Raw genomic sequence first — 17,696 nt, 5'->3', positions numbered from 1 at the left:
TTGACTTTTTTCTCTAATTATTTTGTTGCCATTTCATTTATTATTGCGCGTTCTCTCTTCACTCCTTTTGGATGAGCTGAAGTTGCATATTGATGATATATGTTATTGTCTGATATGTTTAAATTTTGCCAAACATTATACCAAACATATGCTGACCTTTCACAAACAACATGCCCAATAATGGCCGCTTGTATAATTTCATTAGACAATTTTATCCCATTTATCAAACCATGTTGTGATAAATTCAATAAATTTCTAAAATCAGATACATCTATCATACCTGTTCGAAAATCATCAAAAAAACAACCGTTATTTTTTTCAATATTTTCCCAATTGCGATTAGCCGCACCGTTTGCATCAAGTGGTTTTTCAAAATCAGTTGTTTTCAATTCTATTCTATGATTCATTAATGAAGCCCCATTAAATCCGACTCCCCCTTCAATTGCATTACACACAGTATGGGCAAGTATTTTGGAGACTGTTGGAGATGCTTCTACGGATAGCCAATCTTTTGCTTTGTTTTTCAATATTACTTTTCCGTCATTGTCAGGGCAAAACTTAAATATTCCACCAGATCTGTCATTCATATAATCAAAAAATTCTTGTCTTGCCGCCTTATCATATTTATTGTCATTCAATGGCACAATATACAAATAGCTATCTCCATCGCAGCCACCAGATGATTGATCATCGGCTATTGCAATTGGCTTAATGTTGCCAGCTTCAGTCATCGGTTCATTAGTCGTCGAATTAACCTGATCCCTTGGTACAGATCCATAGTTAGTTACCCCACCCGTTTCTGTTATACCAAACTTACCAGTTGCTGCGGATGAACTTGCAATATGGCCATTTTCATAATTTTTGCCACTACCCGGGTTAGCACGTGGCGTTATATCAACACTATTACTGTTATTCGGCCAATAGATGATCGGTTGCAGCGGCGAAGTAACAGCATTGGTGTTCAGTATATTATTGCCCGAAGGTGTATAATTATAGTTGTTGCCTGCGTTATTGGTATTTGTATTTTCCGTATCGCTATTGCTGCCAGATGCTACGTCATCAAAATAGTAAATATCGCCACTTTTCGATACCCAGAAGTGACCACCGCCATCCTGCCCACCATACCGCAGACCCTTTGAGCGCATCCATGCCGGGCTTTTTTCTTTATTTTCAGCATATGGGCCTACTTCATTGGGTAGTGTTTTATACTTGTCTTTCCAGTATGTTGAGTAAGGATCATGGTATTGTATATGCATAATGTCATTGTTGTATAGAATGAGTAAAAAACTTCCTGTGCTGCGGAGGCGGTATATTCCAACTATAAAGCGAAAAATAATGAAATGTGCTTTTTTTTCAGGAAATCGGTAGATCTCTACCAAACGAACTAAGCCTATTGGCTTCTCTCAGCTACAACTTTTTTAAAACAGAGTACAGCGAGCCGCAGTTATCACTATTTGCTTTTATTATATTTACAATAATAATATTTAACAGAAAACCCTACAGAACAATCAATGTATTTTTTTGTTTTTTTATGTACTAAATAGCAAGGAGTCCATTTGGGCATTTTACTAATAATATTATTTAGATCTGCTACACAGTAGTAAATACCTGACCAAACTCCATATGATGTGTCAATTATATTTCCACTTCTGTCAATCGAAAACAATACCGACTGACGGTAGAAACTATCATCGTAGGAATTTAACGAATCAGGTATGCAAATATTCGTACTATGGTTGGCGACTAAAAAACTATTTAATGAATCTTCTCCGCCAGGAAATGATGCCTTTATTAGCCTAAATTTATATGAATGAAGTAGATATTTGTGAGGCGTATGACAACTCTGGAGGTACAAACACAAAAACATAAAAAAAATATTTTTCATGATATTTCTATTTTTGTTTTTATTTTGCATATTGTTTATTTAGTCTATTATTTAGCTCTACAGAATCTTTCTTAACCTCTTCTGATTGTCTATCATAAGATGATAAATGATAACCGTTGACAGAACTTTCACCGCTTTTATTTGCTTCAATTATCATCGCCACCTTCCCACTTATAAGCAAATTCCCATCTCTATCGGTTAGCGATCCCAAATCTAAATCTTTTCCTTTTTGAAATTTCACAAATCCCATTTTGGGGTGGTTTACATATTGTTTATCATGATATTCATACTTAAAACCCCATGTTATAGCTGGCCTAACGTTTAAAAAATAATGATAATAAAGATCCCCCATATCATTGATTGAGCCATTATTAAATGCTTGACCTATGTAAAGTGTACTTTTTAAATTAACCTTATGTAAATCCTTACCCAGTTCGCGACCATCATATGGCCATCTTTCACGTGCTTCTTCTTTAAAGCAGCCAGTCATGCAGGGTAAAAATACAACCTGGCCGTCCTTGCTGATTTTTTGTAATATTATTCTCAAGCCGCCAGCATCCATCGCCATAGTAGCGTTTTTAGGATTCAAAAAGTTGTCAGAATCCATAAACGACGTACCAACGTTATTCTCAACTTCTCCATTAACAAATATTAGTCCAATAAAACCATGAGTATCTATTATTACTTTATCAAATGATTTTCTTTTAAGCTTCTTTGATACGAAAGCAGAAAATGCTTTTTCGGCGTTAGCCATTGTTTTCTTTACTATGTAATAAGTTTTGCCAACTACTTTGTTGTTATATTTATTGCATCTACTATATTCCTTAATTGTGCAAATGACAATAATAATCATTTCAACACTCTTTAGTTCTTCATCTGTTGGATCTATGATGCTTTCAATACCGGCATAGCTTTCCAAAAAATAATTTTCATTATTGTCTGAATTAAAAAGTGATCCTTCGGCAGAACTAAAGTTAGTAACATCTAATTTACTGCTCAACGCACCAAATTTACCAGTTGTTATCGAAGAATCAGCTATATGACCACGCAAATAATTTCTACCGCTTCCAGGGTTAGCGCGTGGCATATTATCTACCACATTGCTTGTATCCGGAAAATAAAATATTGGTTGCAACGGTGTTGTAACAGCACTCGTATTTAATATATTATTACCAGAAGGTGTATAATAATTGGGTGGTGTGACCGGCATTCCATTATCATATGACACTGATGTGGTAGGCGAATCCGTAGAACTGTCTCCAGTATAACTATCCATACCTTCTTCGGTCATACCGTCGTCTCCATATAGGGGTTGGTCAGGCATATTGTTATTGTTTTTATTTAGGTTTTAAAAACTTCCTGCCCTGCACAATGCAGGACAGGAAGGAAATTGTACTATCGAGTTTGTTGATGCGCTCATATCATCTCCATCTCCCTTGTCATGGTGAGCTCTTGTCGAACCAGGGTTGGGGTGAGGCCTTCTTAAACTCAGCATTTATCATCACATCCGCAGCCGCAGCCACCGGTGTACTGTGGCGTAGGGCAGCAACTGCCAAACACCTTTTTGTAGTTGGCGGCCTGATCTGAAGGAACGTTAACAGAAGTGATAACATCAATCTGCTGCTTGATCACATCCATATCTACCTGCATCTTGTCTATAGTCTTATCACCTATTTCCAGCTGTTGAGCCGCCATGTCAAGGTCTACAGAGCTTTGCTGTATGCTGTTCTGAACGCTCTGTATAGCTGCCATATTATTAATAAGTGATGCCATGCTCTCAGCATCCTGTGCTTTCTGGTTAAAGCAGTCGAGTGCTTCACCACGGCCCAGCAATGCATCGGCTATGAGCGATGAGGTCTGCAGGGTTTGCTTCTCTACCGATAGTATTATGCCTTTTACGGTTATGCTGTTGCCCAGAGGTGGCACATACGTCTGCTCCAGGTTAAAAGGTATGCGCCAGTAGCGCTCTATGGTCTCGGGGCATACCATTGTGGGGAACCACGTTGTCATGCAGCCACCTACTCCTACCTCTACACAGTCCAGGAAGGTTTGTACTTCATCTTTATAGTCCATTACCACGCAATAGTTACGCAGCAGGGCGCACCTTAGGGCATCTCTGTATTCCTCGGGCTTTAGCGGATCTGGACCATCGGCAATAAGATCTTTGATCATATTCTCGAGGTTGTTGAGGTCTACAACCGTGTATGTCTCGGGGTAGCCGTTTGTATAGGCAAACTTAAGGTTAGTCAAAGCCGTTATAACTGTATACTCCTGCAGCAGCTGACGCCACATAAAGTTGAGTACGCGGCTCTTATTGTAGTTCACCAGCTCGCGCACCGTAGTGTCTTCTTCGCCACTGCGGGTGCTGTCTGATGTGGAAGTATTTACATTGATCTGCCTGTTGCTATTGCTGGATATTACATGCTTATTGAGCGCACTATTTATGGTATTTACATTAGAGCTTCTGGCACCGGTATGACCATAACTGTTGTTATTGTTCCAGCCGCTGGCATTGCTAGATGCATCGGTACTGCTCTGCCCGTAGCCACCACCAACGCCTACACCCGGAAATCCCAGACTAAGGCTGAGGTTGAACGACTTTGATGAATTCTGCGCATCGGTATGGGTACTGAAGGCTGCGCTCGAACTTCCCGACGTGTCGGATGAAGAGGTCATATCCCCCTGTTCTTTCTGCATCAGGTTATCCAGCTCGGTAGCACTGCTGTCAGATAGGCTGTCCAGCACGTTCTGTGCACTTTCGCGCGTGCTTACCATGTCTTTATAGGTGCGTACACTTATAGTGGTGCGCTCACCCGGCATCAGCGAGAGGGTTTTTACCACCTTGCCCGCGCCATAATTGCCCAGAAAAGAGGATGTAGTGTATTCCTCTATCACCACTATCCTTGGGTGCGGCTCGGGCGGCTTAGCCACATACCTGGTAACCGGTGCTCTGTTGTTTAACCGTGTCATCATTACCGGGCGCAGCCCGCCCTGCTTAGCTAGCTCGGCCATCTGAGATATGCGTGGCGCCGCAGACACAGCAACAGGCTGTGCGGTAGCAAAATTCATATTGCCAACGTTAAATTGCGGCGCCGTAGCCTGGCCGCCGCCACCACCAAAAGCCGCCGCCTGGCTGGCTACCGGTTGGTCGTTTTTTAGTCTGTTAATGTCGGTAGTAGCATAGTAGTGTTCAGGCTTCCCGGGAAGGGTAGCCAAGTATATGCCCGTTGCCGCCGAGGGTGCTACAACATTGCTGTGGAACAGCGTATTGGCCTGATCGGTGGTCATATTCTGTATGACGTTGTAATAATTGTTTGTCGGTGCCTTCAACGCAAAGGGCTTAAACCACTTTTCGTCTATCGGCACATTAATACGTCCATAAGACACAAAGGCAGTAGACTGCGGCATATTAAAATCGAGTACCGGCGAAGTACCGGTCTTGGCGAAATCTATAAGCGGCTCTTTGTTGGTGCAGATATCGGGCTTAAAAGAGTCCTGCAGCGATTTGAGGTTTTGAATGGTCTCGTCGAAGGAGACGGGGGTAGGCAATATTGGACCCGGCATAATTTTAAAAGTTTTAGGTGAATAATTTTTTACACGGCTAAAGTAGGGGTCACCTAAAATCTTACTATTCCTATTTTCTATAGTTTTTTGTATATTTTCATTAACAATTTATTATTTACCAATAACTTGTATAGCCAAAAGAAAAACAATATCTTAGCTATTCTAAAGCACTAAATCATTTACCTGAAAACAAACTATTACTATGACCATCATTGCTATGGCATGCCAAGCCCTTACGCTTGCGGGCATTGCGGGGCTTTTAGAAGCCTCGGGTATTTACAAAATAGCCATTCGCTCCTCATCGGGCAACGACCTTATTCAACAATTACAGCAAAGCACCACCCTCCCCGACTTGTGTATAATAGGTGCCAGGCCTGAAGGGATAGACGGCTACAACACCATGCAGCAGATAAATACCCGCTGGCCACAGTTGAAAACTATAGTACTTACATCGCTGCAAAGTCCCGTGGGCCCTTATGCTGATGATGTACTATGGCGCGCAAGGATATACCAGCCTATCAAGCAAAAAGGAGACACTTTTAGAAAACCTTGCATTAGTGCATGATGGCTATAGCTGCTATCCGCAAGATCTTAGCAGGGAACTGAACACCATGCTGAAAAGCCGTAAACGCAGACATGGTATATGTATATTTTCGCAAAAAGAATTGGAAGTAATGCATTTACTATGCAGGCATTATGCCATAAAACAAATAGCAGGTGAACTGAATGTGTGCGAATGCACCATAAACATTCACCTGAAATACCTTTATGAAAAACTGAGTGTATCTAATAAGCAAGAGTTACTTGCATGTCTTTATGAAGCGGGATTTGACATGTCGAAAAAGAGAGAACAGCTGCCGACGCATAAAAAGGACCCAACCCCTTACCTTGTAAGCAATAGTACTACACCATGCAAACTTTTTTGTTAAAAATATCCTAACAGATCTTTTTGGGACAATAATTATTTCTACCTTTCGTTTCTGAAATAACCACCACGAAGTATCTCTTTCTTCGGCTCTCCAGAAGTTTCTTGTTCTTTAATTTTTTGTTACCATTTGGCACGATTTTGTAGTAAAGAACAGGAGTAAAACATTGTAATTTCCAGTAAGTTAGACCAATTAAGCATAGACTTATGTAGCAGTTGAAAATTATTTTTTGACCAAAATTGTTTTTTTCGACTTGACCTATATCTTTGCAACGACACACTAATTTTTTTATCAATTTTCTTTAACCAATTTTCAGAACTAAAAACAAAAAAAAACAGCATTATGTCAGATGTAAAAACGGCAGCGCCAAAACCAGCTAGTCAAGGAAATCGCGCAGGCAAACCAAAAAACACCAACAACTTTTTGACTAACCTGTTAGTAGTTGTGGCATGTGTTATCGCCGGTTATGTAATTTGGAAATTCGTTTTAGGAAGTCCTTCGAATTTTGTGGATGGAGAAGCAAGAGAGAAGGCGAAACCAGGAAACATCATGGGCACCATGTACCAGGGTGGTTTTGTAGTACCTATTCTGATGGGAACATTGCTCACGCTGATCAGCTTTATTATAGAGCGCGCGTTGACCATTGTTAAGGCTAAGGGCAAAATTGATGGTGGTGAGTTTGTACGTAAAGTGCAGTATCACCTGGCTAACAAGAATGTACAGGCAGCTATCGCTGAGTGCGACAAGCAGGCTGGATCTGTTGGTAATGTAATGCGTGCAGGATTGGTTAAGTATGAAGAAATGGTTCACGCGGGTGAACTTGATACTGACCAGAAGCTTGCAGGTATCCAGAAAGAAATAGAAGAAGCAACTTCATTGGAATTGCCGATGCTGGAAAAGAATCTTGTGTTCTTGTCAACAATATCTTCTTGCGCTACCCTATTGGGTCTGTTCGGTACGGTATTGGGTATGATCCGTTCATTCCAGGCAATGGGCCAGGCAGGTGCTCCTGATGCAGGTGCGTTGGCAAATGGTATCTCTGAAGCCTTGATCAATACAGCATTAGGTATCAGTACTTCATTCTTCGCTATCATCGCGTATAACTTCTTTACAACTTTGATCGACGGTATTACATACAGCATTGATGAAAGTGGTTTCACTTTGACTCAGAGCTTCGCTTCTAACTACAAATGATTTTTAAATAAAAATATTTAAAAGGGAGTTGTGGATTTTCAAACATCCTGCGTCTTATTTGTTTAACATTAGAAGATAATATATAATGCCTCACGCTAAAATACCACGGAAAAGTACAAACATAGACATGACGGCTATGTGCGATGTGGCCTTTTTGCTTCTTACGTTCTTTATGCTTGCAACAAAGTTCAAGCCCGAAGAACCGGTAGTGGTGAAAACCCCATCTTCGATCTCGTCTATTCCACTTCCGGATAAAGATATCATGTTGCTGACTGTTGATGCTAAGGGCAGGATATTCTTCGCTATTGATAATAAGCTGAAACGTAAAGCACTGATAGAAGATATCGACGCAGCACGCCAGTTGAAATTATCTGAAGCAGAAAAGAAGTCATTCGCGCTTGGTGCATCGGTAGGTGTACCATTGTCACAGATCAAACAATACCTTTCTTCTACTCCCGAGCAGCAGAAAGCTATGGATCTGGTTACACCAGGTATACCGGTTGATTCGGTTATACATGTGCCAACAAATGAATTGGATTCATGGATAGAAAGTGCAAGGAATACCAATCCTATGCTCCGTATCTGTATCAAAGCAGATGGAGACGCTTCTTACCCTAATGTTTCTAAGATCATCAAGACACTGGAAGCAGGAAAAATATTCAAGTTCAACCTTATTACTAATCTGAAGTCCATTCCTGCGGGCACTGCTGCTTATGCAGAGGCTAATGCACCAAGGGCAGACGGTGACAAGTAACAAAGGTTGTTATCGTAAACTAACTTTAAAGATCAAAATAATTTGATATGGCAGAATTAGATACCTCGTCCGGCGGGGGGCATAAAAAGGGCCCCGGCGTCAAAAAGGCGAAAAAACTAAGTACTCGTATCGATCTTACACCAATGGTGGACCTTGGCTTTCTGTTGATAACATTCTTTATGTTCACAACAACGCTTGCCAAGCCTAAAACAATGGAGATCAATATGCCGTATAAGGATCCCCTGATGAAGGATGAGGACAAGAACAAGATCAAAAACAGTGTTGCCCTTACCATTCTACTCAGCAAGAATCACAGACTTTATTATTATGAGGGCATAGGAGATGATCCGAATAAGCCACCAGAATATAAGGTAACAGGGTTCAAGCAGAAAGATGGTATCCGCGATGTGATCATCAACAAGAAGAAAATGGTTGATGACCTGAAGCGCCAGCAGGCACTTACTGCGAAGGACGAAGCTACTATTCTTATAAAGCCGGATAGCACAAGTACTTACAGCGACCTGGTGAACATACTGGATGAAATGACTATAAATGGTGTGAAGGTTTACGCTATCATTGACATCTCTCCTGTGGAACTGGAAAATATAGCAGCGACTGTAGCAGCTAACGGCGGTAAGTAATACGGCTTTTTGCAGCAGACTGTGAAGCCCGCTGTATTTGACATTAAGAAACAAGGACACTCCCGCCTGATGACGGGACAACCAAAAAAAGTTAATAATGGATATCAATAAAATTCTAACCAGCGACTACCTCGATATCATTTATGAGGGCCGTAATAAACAGTACGGAGGGTACGAGTTGCGCAAAAATTATACTAAACGTATAGGTAGGTCTTTATTGGTGTTAGTTGGAGTGGCTGTTGCCTCAGCAGGCTATGGTGTTGTAAGTAGCATGCTGAATAAGATCGAAAAGAAACCTGTTGCGATAATGAAGCAGGTAACGCTTGCCGATCCGCCGCCAATTGACCCTAAGAAGCCGCCACCACCGCCACCGCCGCCACCACCACCACCGGTGAAGCCAACGGTGAAATTTACTCCTCCTGTAATTAAGAAAGATGAGGAAGTAAAGGAAACTGAAGTTCCGCCGCCACAGAAGGAGATCACCGCAGCTGGTCCTAAGGACGAAAAGGGTGATCCGAACGGAATCGATCCGGGTATGGCACCATCTGGAACCGGGGTTGTTGCAGCACCGCCACCACCACAGGTTTATCAGTTTGTGGAGCAGATGCCCACACCAGACTACGATATTCAGAAATATCTGGCTGAAAACACCCGTTATCCTGATAATGCGAGAGAAGCAGGTGTACAGGGCCGTGTAGCCGTTCAGTTTGTAGTAAATGAAGATGGTTCTATTTCGGATGTGAAAATACTTCGCGGTATTGGCGCAGGTTGTGATGAGGAAGCAAAACGCGTTATCATGGCAATGAAAAAATGGAAACCAGGTAAGCAGAATGGTAAGCCGGTAAAGGTTTATTATACTCAGCCTATCGCATTCAAGCTCGATTAATAGATCTGTAAGTTAAAAATTCAAAAGCCGCCCCGTATAATATGGAGCGGCTTTTGAATTTTACAGGTTTTTTAAGGTTATTATCACCTTTATATCGACCTGATATACATGACGGTATTTAACAGAAAGTATTAAATATTATACATTCACAATACACCAACCTTAGCAAGGAAATCATATCTTTGTCTTACGGGTAAGAATGTATTTTTGCTCCCGATCTTTATTGATATATTTCAACCATAAAATAAGCTAAACCTCAAAAATGCTCAGTGGCAAAGAACTGATTTTAGCAACGAAACCATTTGCTAAAGAGATTCGCTGGAAAAGCTGGTACACAACGCTGACCTCCTTTTGTTTGTTGATCGCATCTTTATTGGGTACCATATACTTTCCGGTAATAGGCGGCATACCCCCTATCTACGGCAGGATATTGTGCAGCATATTCAGCGCCCTGATGCTGGCGCGTGTCTTCATCATTTTCCACGATTACCAGCACCACACTATACTGCGTAATTCTTATTTTGCCAATGTATTGTTCACGCTGTTTGGTGTGTATATGATCACCCCGCCCAGCATATGGAAAAGATCGCACGACCATCACCATAACAATAATGCGAAGCTGTATAGTGCCAGTATAGGCTCCTTCCCTATTATGACCCGCCAGAAGTTTATGGAGGCCAATAAAGAAGATAAATTTTACTACCTGGCAGTGCGTCATCCGTTGAATATGTTCCTGGCTTACTTTACTACATTCCTTTATGGTATGTGCATACAGAGCTTTATGAGCAACTTCCGCAAGCACTGGGATTCACTGGTCGTAGTGATAGTGCATGTATCTCTGGCAGTATTCCTGTTCGTGCATTTTGGCTGGTTAACGTGGTTCCTTACCTTCTTCATACCGTTCTTTATTTCGCATATGCTCGGTTCTTACCTGTTTTATGCGCAACATAATTTCCCCGGTGTACGGTTCAGAAATAATGTAGACTGGAACTATGTAAATGCCGCACTGGAATCATCGAGCTATATGCCTATGAATCCGTTTATGCAGTGGGTAACGGCTAACATTGGTTTCCACCATATTCACCACCTTAACTCCAAGATACCATTCTACCGTCTGCCGGAAGCTATGGCCAAGATACCGGAGCTACAGCAAGCCAAGACTACAAGACTAACTCCATCAGAGATCATTGCCTGCCTGAAGTTGAAGGCATGGGATCCGGAACAGGATAAGATGATAGGGTTTGATGAGCTATATGCTGAAGTAAGTTAAAAGTCAAAAGTGAGAACCTAAAAGTAGATAATGCAATTATCTCACTTTTGAGAAGAAAATACTATTTGAAATCCACAACCGAGGTTGTGGATTTTTTGTTTGTGGTGGTGGGTGTTCTGTGGTTATCTTTGCGGGGGCTAATGTCGGGGTTTGTGAAATAACCACCTCCCCCAGATGTTCCTGCTGAAGGAGCAGGGAACATCCAGGTACTCCTCCTTCAAAAGGAGGAGAGTGTGTAAAGCTGGCTCATTTTCTGTAAATATTGTTAGGTTCTCCCTTTTAACTTTTGACTTGAATGTTCATTACTGCTTCCCGAATACATAATGGTACTAACTGGATGCCTGTAGGTACTACCCTGGATATGGCTGACAATGGTACTATACAGGCTATACTACCCCAGCCGACTGCCGATACTGTACATTATGAAGGTGTACTTTGCCCGGGGTTTGTGAATGTGCATTGCCACCTGGAACTATCACACATGAAAGGCGTGATACCGGAGCATACGGGATTGATACCCTTCCTGCAAAATGTAACCAGTCATCGTAACGACCATACCGAGGAAGAGAAGGAAGAGGCAAGGCATAAGGCATACTACGAACTGCTGAACAATGGTGTGGTAGCTGTAGGTGACATTGCCAATACCACCGACACGCTGGATATACGCGGACTGGATGAACTGCACTTTAATACATTCATAGAATCAATAGGGTTTACTGAAGCAAGGGCGGAACTGTCTTTCGGGTTTGCGGTAAAGACCTATGAGGCTTTTTCGGCACAAGCAAGCAAAACAAGGGTGCTGAGGCAGAGTATTACACCTCATGCTCCGTACTCTGTATCATCGGCATTGTTCAGGCTGATAGATGCACACAATGAGGGCGGACTGATAGCGATACATAACCAGGAAAGCGAGGCTGAAGGCCAGTTTTACAGGACCAAAGAAGGTGATGTAAGGGAACTGCTGAAGGGGTTGGGTATTGATGACAGCCTGTTCTCCCCTACCGGGTTATCTTCCATACAATCTTACCTGGAGTGGATGACACCGGGTAGGCCATTTGTATTTGTACACAACACTTACACCACCGAGGAAGATATTATCTATGCTGATTGCAGATCGGCGGACGTATCGTGGTGCTTGTGCCCCAATGCCAACCTGTACATAGAAAACCGCCTGCCCGATATAGACCTGCTGATGCAGCATAGCAATAACCTGTGCATAGGCACTGATAGTCTGGCGTCTAATCATCAGTTGTCTATCACGTCTGAGTTGTATAGCATACGCCAACAATACCCTCATATAGGCTGGGAAACCCTGCTGACATGGGCTACCAGCAATGGTGCACGCGCATTGAAGATGGCCGACATTGTTGGCACAATAGAAGTGGGCAAGGCTCCGGGCATTGTGCAGGTGACGGGCATTGATGGGGATGGGTTGCCGGGTGTGGTGAGGATTGGGTAGGTTGTGGTTTGTCTGAATCAGGATGGTCAGGATAGGAGGAAAAGGAGGATGTTTGTAACGCAATTTTTATTATTGTTTGTATAGATCAAACAGCCCTGAAAGGGCGGCATAAATAGCGAGGGGTTTTAACCCCTCGAGCGCAATCACAACACGGACAAAGCCCTGTAAGGGCGACATAAAAATTCATACATGGGGCAATCATTAGTCAATAATTATATCCACATAATATTCAGCACAAAGAACAGGGAGGCGTTGATACAACCGCCGCATGAGGCAGAGTTACACACATACATAGCGGGTGTTTGTAAGAACATTGATTGAAATCCGGTAAAGGTTGGCGGGCATGTAGATCATGTACACGTTTTGTGCATGTTGTCGAAGAATGTGACGTTGGTGGATCTGGTGAAGAACATCAAAGCTAACTCTTCTAAATGGATGAAGACGCGGGATGAGACATTAAGCAATTTTTATTGGCAGGATGGGTATGGGGCGTTTTCAGTCAATCCATCGCAGGTAGATAAAGTGGTTGAATACATAGAGGATCAACACGAGCATCATAAAACGAAAACATTCCAGGATGAGTACCGAATGTTTTTGAAGAAGTATAACGTGGTGTATGATGAACGGTATGTGTGGGATTAGTGATGTGTGATATTGGTTTTATGAGCGCGTTATGTCGCCCTTACAGGGCTAATGTTGTGGAGCACATTGTTCGAGGGGTTGAAACCCCTCGCTATTTATGTCGCCCTTTCAGGACTATTCGTGTCCATCAATCTTTCGATATCTGTGCATTAAGAAAGCCGACCAATAGGTCGGCTTTCTTGCTTCTCGGGTATACTCAAAAAATCAGATTCTAGCCGCTACAAGTGATGCAGCCTTCTTCCATGGTGCATACGGGGCCGCTGATGATGTCGGCTTCTATGCTGTCCAGGTCGTTTTCGGTAGCAGGGGTGGCGCCGGTGGTGGGTATCATCGGGCTCATGTCGTTGCTGCCTTGTTTCTCTACTGTAAACTGTACTGCCTGTGCTGCTGCCTGTGTGCGCAGGTAGTACATACCTGTCTTCAGTCCTTTCTTCCATGCGTAGAAGTGCATAGAGGTAAGCTTGGCTGTAGTAGGTGCATCAACAAACAGGTTGAGCGACTGGCTCTGGCAGATATACGCGCCACGGTCGGCCGACATATCTATAAGGCTGCGCTGCTTTATTTCCCATACTGTTTTGTACAGTTCCTTAATATCGGCAGGTACCTCTTCTATATGTTGTACAGAACCATTAGCAGTAATGATCTTGTTCTTCATATCGTTGGTCCACAGGCCCAGGTTTACCAGGTCTTTCAGCAGGTGCTTGTTCACTATCACAAACTCACCGCTCAGTACGCGGCGGGTGTAGATGTTGCTTGTGTATGGCTCAAAGCACTCATTGTTGCCCAATATCTGCGATGTAGATGCTGTAGGCATTGGCGCTACCAGCAGAGAGTTGCGGGTACCATGCTCCATTACTTCGGCACGCAGTGTATCCCAATCGTAGCGGTTACTTGGCTGCACCTTCCACATATCGAACTGGAAGATACCCTTTGACAGTGGTGAGCCAGGGAATGTTTCGTAGTGACCATCTCTCTTAGCGAGGTCTTTACTAGCGGTCATAGCAGCAAAGTAGATGGTCTCAAATATGTTCTTGTTCAGTGTCTTGGCCAGCTCACTTTCAAATGGTAAGCGCAGCAGTATAAATGCATCGGCAAGGCCCTGCACACCCAATCCTATAGGGCGGTGGCGCATGTTGCTGCGTTCTGCCTCTACTACCGGGTAGTAGTTATTGTCAATGATCTTGTTCAGGTTTATGGCAGCCTGGTAGGTAACTTCATACAGTTTGTCGAAGTCGAACTTGTTGTCTATCACAAAGCGTGGCAATGCTATAGAAGCCAGGTTACACACAGCTACCTCATCGGGGCTGGTATACTCCATTATCTCTGTACACAGGTTACTGCTCTTTATAGTACCCAGGTTCTGCTGATTGCTCTTGCTGTTAGCGGCATCTTTATAGAGCAGGTATGGCGTACCCGTTTCTATCTGGCTTTCTACTATTGCAAACCACAGATCCTGCGCCTTGATGGTTTTGCGTGCGCGGCCTTCTTTTTCGTAACGCTCATAGAGGGCTACAAACTCGTCGCTATGCACTTCAAACAAGTCAGGTGCTTCGTTAGGGCAGAACAGGCTCCAATCGCCATTCTCCTCTACCCTCTTCATAAACAGATCCGGGATCCACAATGCGTAAAACAGGTCACGTGCACGTGCTTCTTCCTTACCATGGTTCTTACGCAGATCCAGGAAGTCGAATACATCAGCATGCCATGGCTCCAGGTATATTGCGAATGCGCCTTTGCGCTTTCCACCACCCTGATCTACATAACGTGCAGTATCGTTGAATACACGAAGCATAGGAACAAGGCCATTGCTGGTACCATTTGTGCCACCTATGTAGCTCCCGGTAGCACGTACGTTGTGCACAGACAAACCTATACCACCTGCGCTCTGCGATATCTTTGCAGTCTGCTTCAGTGTATCGTAGATACCATCAATGCTGTCGTCCTTCATAGCCAGCAGGAAGCAAGATGACATCTGCGGCTTAGGTGTCCCAGCATTGAACAAGGTAGGTGTAGCATGTGTGAACCAACGCTCACTCATCAGGTTGTACGTCTTGATGGCGCTGTCAATATCGCTTTTATGAATGCCTATAGCCACACGCATATACATATGCTGCGGGCGCTCAGCTACCACACCGTCTATCTTCAGCAGGTAAGATTTTTCCAGTGTTTTGAAACCGAAATAATCAAAACCGAAGTCGCGATCGTAGATGATAGAGCTATCCAGTATTTCTGCATTAGCTTCAATTATCTCCATTACGTCATCTGCTATCATTGGCAATACCTTGCCATTGGTAGGATCTGTGTACGTATGCAGCTTGCGCATAGTATCGGAGAACGACTTGGTGGTATTCTTATGCAGGTTACTCACTGCAATCCTGCTCGCTAAGATGGCGTAGTCGGGGTGCTTGGTGGTCAAAGAAGCAGCGGTTTCCGCGGCAAGATTGTCCAGTTCGGTAGTAGGTACACCGGCGTATATACCTTCAATTACCTTCTTGGCAACGTCAATAACGTTGATGAAAGGGCTGAGGCTATAAGACAGTTTTTCTATACGTGCGGTTATCTTGTCAAACTTCACACTCTCTTGCCGGCCGTTTCTTTTAATAACGTACATATTCATTATATTTTAAGTATTTTACGATGCTTGTTTTGTGGTGTTATTCCAAAATTGTTTCGCCCTTACAGGGCTTGCTCATTTGGGGTCTTTTGTTCCGGGGGCTACACCCCCGGCTGTCGTGTTTCGCCCTTTCAGGGCGTTTCTTTTTTTGTTCCAAGGGTTAAAACCCTTGGCTAACATTGTTGGTCCCTTCAGGCCCTTGTGTTGTCGAAGTGTTTCCGCTTAATAACACACTTTTGGGTTTTCACTTTTAACTTTTGCCTTAATTAAAAGTCTTCGTCCATTGAAAAGGTCTGATCGTCTTTGCTGCCCAATACCCCGGCTTTCTGGTAATCGCCTACTCTCTTTTCGAAGAAGTTGGTCTTACCCTGCAATGAGATCATTTCCATGAAGTCGAAAGGATTTGTAGCGTTGAACATTTTAGGATAACCCAGTTCGCCCAACCACCTGTCTGCCACAAACTCTATGTATTGTTTCATCAGCTTGGCGTTCATCCCTATAAGGTCTACCGGCAATGCTTCTGAGATAAATTCTTTTTCGATTTCTACTGCGTCACCGATTATTGCTGCTACTGCTTCGTGGCTCAGCTTTTCATTGAGCATACCATACAAGAGACAAGCAAACTCGCAGTGCATACCCTCATCGCGGCTTATTAACTCATTGCTGAAAGTAAGGCCGGGGAGCAATCCTCTTTTCTTCAACCAGAAGATAGAGCAGAAGCTACCGCTGAAGAAGATGCCTTCAATAGCTGCGAAGGCAACAAGACGCTCAGCGAACGTGCCCTGCTCTATCCAGCGAAGTGCCCATTCAGCTTTCTTCTTTACGGCAGGTACCGTTTCCATAGCATGGAACAAGCGATCTTTTTCGTAAATGTCTTTGATGTAAGTGTCGATGAGCAAGGCATAAGTTTCGGAGTGAATGTTTTCCATCATTATCTGGAAACCATAGAAACACCTTGCTTCCGGCAGCTGTACTTCACTCATGAAGTTAACAGCCAGGTTCTCATTGACTATACCATCGCTGGCGGCAAAAAATGCAAGTACGTGAGATACAAAGTGACGTTCACCATCATTCAGGTTGTTCCAGTCTTTCATATCGCCGCTGAGGTCTATTTCCTCGGCAGTCCAGAAACTAGCTTCATGCTTCTTATACATCTCCCATATTTTGGGATAGTTAATAGGCAATATCACAAACCTGTCTTTGTTCTCTCTTAACAGTACTTCATTTTCATTCATAACCAACTACATTTTTTAAGCCCTTTCTATCGTTAGCAGCATGTACACGGCGAAAACCATAAGCACAAACAGCAGGATAGGACCATTAAAGAACGATGCCCTGTTTTTTAACGACCTTAGCAAATGTAATCTGAGAATTGAAAGGAAATATTTTTAGTTTTTAACAGCCTGTGCATAACCCAAAGCACATAGATTTGGCTACTCCGAAAATGAAAACAGGAGCAAACAAAGATAAATTACCTACTATAATAAAATATTGATAATCAATCTTTTAAATTAATTTCAGCCTTATTAACAACTTTCCATAAACGATGTTAATAACTGTATAACTAAATGCTATTTGCCCAACCCGACAATTAGTTCTATGAGGTTCAAATGGGCTCAAAAATTTACCGGAAAACACCTGTTATTTTCACCTGAAAACAGCGCCAAAACACACTATGCCGACTTTAAAATGAAGTAAAAAAGAGCCGCAAACACCACAATATAAAATATCAATAAAAACACCGACAATGTAATAGTTACATACTTCATAACCGTAAATTTTAACCGTCGTAAATAAAATCAGAATCCGATACAAGATTAGCTAAACCATATGGTGCTAACGTTAAATTGTTTACAAACGG

At 42.8% G+C, this 17,696-nt stretch carries 14 protein-coding genes and 1 pseudogene; 10 read left to right on the top strand and 5 right to left on the bottom strand.

Annotated features, from left to right (window positions below; translation table 11 throughout):
• Positions 1-17: 17 nt before the first annotated feature.
• The 3 genes from CJD36_RS02755 to CJD36_RS02745 form a co-directional block, all read right to left on the bottom strand.
• Positions 18-1,256, bottom strand: a complete 1,239-nt coding sequence (locus tag CJD36_RS02755; protein ID WP_105037565.1) for a hypothetical protein — start codon at positions 1,254-1,256, stop codon at positions 18-20.
• 648 nt (positions 1,257-1,904) lie between these two features.
• Positions 1,905-3,209 carry a hypothetical protein gene (locus tag CJD36_RS02750; RefSeq protein WP_105037564.1) on the bottom strand — a complete coding sequence of 435 codons (1,305 nt, stop codon included), beginning with the start codon at positions 3,207-3,209 and terminating at the stop codon, positions 1,905-1,907.
• 164 nt (positions 3,210-3,373) lie between these two features.
• Positions 3,374-5,449 carry a hypothetical protein gene (locus CJD36_RS02745; RefSeq protein WP_105037563.1) on the bottom strand — a complete coding sequence of 692 codons (2,076 nt, stop codon included), beginning with the start codon at positions 5,447-5,449 and terminating at the stop codon, positions 3,374-3,376.
• 202 nt (positions 5,450-5,651) lie between these two features.
• On the opposite strand from CJD36_RS02745, the gene CJD36_RS02740 reads away from it, so the two are divergent.
• The 10 genes and pseudogenes from CJD36_RS02740 to CJD36_RS23435 all read left to right on the top strand — a co-directional run.
• The gene (locus CJD36_RS02740; protein ID WP_105037562.1) at positions 5,652-6,014 is read left to right on the top strand and encodes a response regulator; all 363 of its coding nucleotides are present in this window, start codon (positions 5,652-5,654) and stop codon (positions 6,012-6,014) included.
• Entirely contained in the window at positions 6,007-6,378 is a 372-nt protein-coding gene (locus tag CJD36_RS02735) for a helix-turn-helix transcriptional regulator (RefSeq protein WP_161499182.1), read from the top strand. Before CJD36_RS02740 ends, CJD36_RS02735 begins: the two co-directional genes overlap by 8 nt.
• A 339-nt stretch (positions 6,379-6,717) precedes the next feature.
• A complete protein-coding gene (locus tag CJD36_RS02725; protein WP_105037559.1) occupies positions 6,718-7,569 on the top strand; it encodes a MotA/TolQ/ExbB proton channel family protein in 852 nt (283 codons plus the stop codon).
• 85 nt (positions 7,570-7,654) lie between these two features.
• Positions 7,655-8,323: an ExbD/TolR family protein gene (locus CJD36_RS02720; RefSeq protein WP_105037558.1), complete on the top strand. Its 669-nt coding sequence runs from the start codon at positions 7,655-7,657 to the stop codon at positions 8,321-8,323.
• A gap of 47 nt (positions 8,324-8,370) precedes the next feature.
• Positions 8,371-8,964 carry an ExbD/TolR family protein gene (locus CJD36_RS02715; RefSeq protein WP_105037557.1) on the top strand — a complete coding sequence of 198 codons (594 nt, stop codon included), beginning with the start codon at positions 8,371-8,373 and terminating at the stop codon, positions 8,962-8,964.
• A gap of 97 nt (positions 8,965-9,061) precedes the next feature.
• Complete coding sequence (locus CJD36_RS02710; protein WP_105037556.1) at positions 9,062-9,850, top strand: energy transducer TonB; 789 nt, start codon at positions 9,062-9,064, stop codon at positions 9,848-9,850.
• 262 nt (positions 9,851-10,112) lie between these two features.
• On the top strand, positions 10,113-11,120 hold the full coding sequence (locus tag CJD36_RS02705) for a fatty acid desaturase family protein (RefSeq protein WP_105037555.1): 1,008 nt from the start codon (positions 10,113-10,115) through the stop codon (positions 11,118-11,120).
• 295 nt (positions 11,121-11,415) lie between these two features.
• Positions 11,416-12,579 (top strand): amidohydrolase family protein, encoded by a 1,164-nt coding sequence (locus CJD36_RS02700; RefSeq protein WP_105037554.1) that lies wholly within the window; start codon positions 11,416-11,418, stop codon positions 12,577-12,579.
• A 189-nt stretch (positions 12,580-12,768) separates the two neighbouring features.
• Complete coding sequence (locus CJD36_RS23440) at positions 12,769-12,900, top strand: transposase (protein ID WP_205685544.1); 132 nt, start codon at positions 12,769-12,771, stop codon at positions 12,898-12,900.
• A 21-nt stretch (positions 12,901-12,921) separates the two neighbouring features.
• Positions 12,922-13,221: pseudogene (locus tag CJD36_RS23435) on the top strand (transposase); the annotation flags it as partial.
• Positions 13,222-13,432: 211 nt separating this feature from the next.
• On the opposite strand, the gene CJD36_RS02690 reads toward CJD36_RS23435, so the two are convergent.
• A complete protein-coding gene (locus tag CJD36_RS02690; RefSeq protein WP_105038045.1) occupies positions 13,433-15,832 on the bottom strand; it encodes a ribonucleoside-diphosphate reductase subunit alpha in 2,400 nt (799 codons plus the stop codon).
• Between the two features lie 269 nt (positions 15,833-16,101).
• Positions 16,102-17,070, bottom strand: coding sequence for a ribonucleoside-diphosphate reductase small subunit (locus CJD36_RS02685; RefSeq protein WP_105037553.1), 969 nt, complete (start codon positions 17,068-17,070; stop codon positions 16,102-16,104).
• Between the last annotated feature and the right edge of the window lie 626 nt (positions 17,071-17,696).

The sequence above is a fragment of the Flavipsychrobacter stenotrophus genome (genome assembly GCF_002954265.1).
GTDB classification, from domain to species: Bacteria; Bacteroidota; Bacteroidia; order Chitinophagales; family Chitinophagaceae; genus Flavipsychrobacter; species Flavipsychrobacter stenotrophus.
The sequence above is the reverse complement of the archived record's forward strand: the minus strand, read 5'-3'. Positions and strand labels throughout refer to the sequence as shown.

What these genes read in the sequence shown, in the direction of transcription:
- CJD36_RS02755 (WP_105037565.1), bottom strand. Translation starts at nt 1,256, where the DNA reads ATGCATATACAATACCATGATCCTTACTCAACATACTGGAAAGACAAG.
- CJD36_RS02750 (WP_105037564.1), bottom strand. Translation starts at nt 3,209, where the DNA reads ATGCCTGACCAACCCCTATATGGAGACGACGGTATGACCGAAGAAGGT.
- CJD36_RS02745 (WP_105037563.1), bottom strand. Translation starts at nt 5,449, where the DNA reads ATGCCGGGTCCAATATTGCCTACCCCCGTCTCCTTCGACGAGACCATT.
- CJD36_RS02740 (WP_105037562.1), top strand. Translation starts at nt 5,652, where the DNA reads ATGACCATCATTGCTATGGCATGCCAAGCCCTTACGCTTGCGGGCATT.
- CJD36_RS02725 (WP_105037559.1), top strand. Translation starts at nt 6,718, where the DNA reads ATGTCAGATGTAAAAACGGCAGCGCCAAAACCAGCTAGTCAAGGAAAT.
- CJD36_RS02720 (WP_105037558.1), top strand. Translation starts at nt 7,655, where the DNA reads ATGCCTCACGCTAAAATACCACGGAAAAGTACAAACATAGACATGACG.
- CJD36_RS02715 (WP_105037557.1), top strand. Translation starts at nt 8,371, where the DNA reads ATGGCAGAATTAGATACCTCGTCCGGCGGGGGGCATAAAAAGGGCCCC.
- CJD36_RS02710 (WP_105037556.1), top strand. Translation starts at nt 9,062, where the DNA reads ATGGATATCAATAAAATTCTAACCAGCGACTACCTCGATATCATTTAT.
- CJD36_RS02705 (WP_105037555.1), top strand. Translation starts at nt 10,113, where the DNA reads ATGCTCAGTGGCAAAGAACTGATTTTAGCAACGAAACCATTTGCTAAA.
- CJD36_RS02700 (WP_105037554.1), top strand. Translation starts at nt 11,416, where the DNA reads ATGTTCATTACTGCTTCCCGAATACATAATGGTACTAACTGGATGCCT.
- CJD36_RS23440 (WP_205685544.1), top strand. Translation starts at nt 12,769, where the DNA reads ATGGGGCAATCATTAGTCAATAATTATATCCACATAATATTCAGCACA.
- CJD36_RS02690 (WP_105038045.1), bottom strand. Translation starts at nt 15,832, where the DNA reads ATGTACGTTATTAAAAGAAACGGCCGGCAAGAGAGTGTGAAGTTTGAC.
- CJD36_RS02685 (WP_105037553.1), bottom strand. Translation starts at nt 17,070, where the DNA reads ATGAATGAAAATGAAGTACTGTTAAGAGAGAACAAAGACAGGTTTGTG.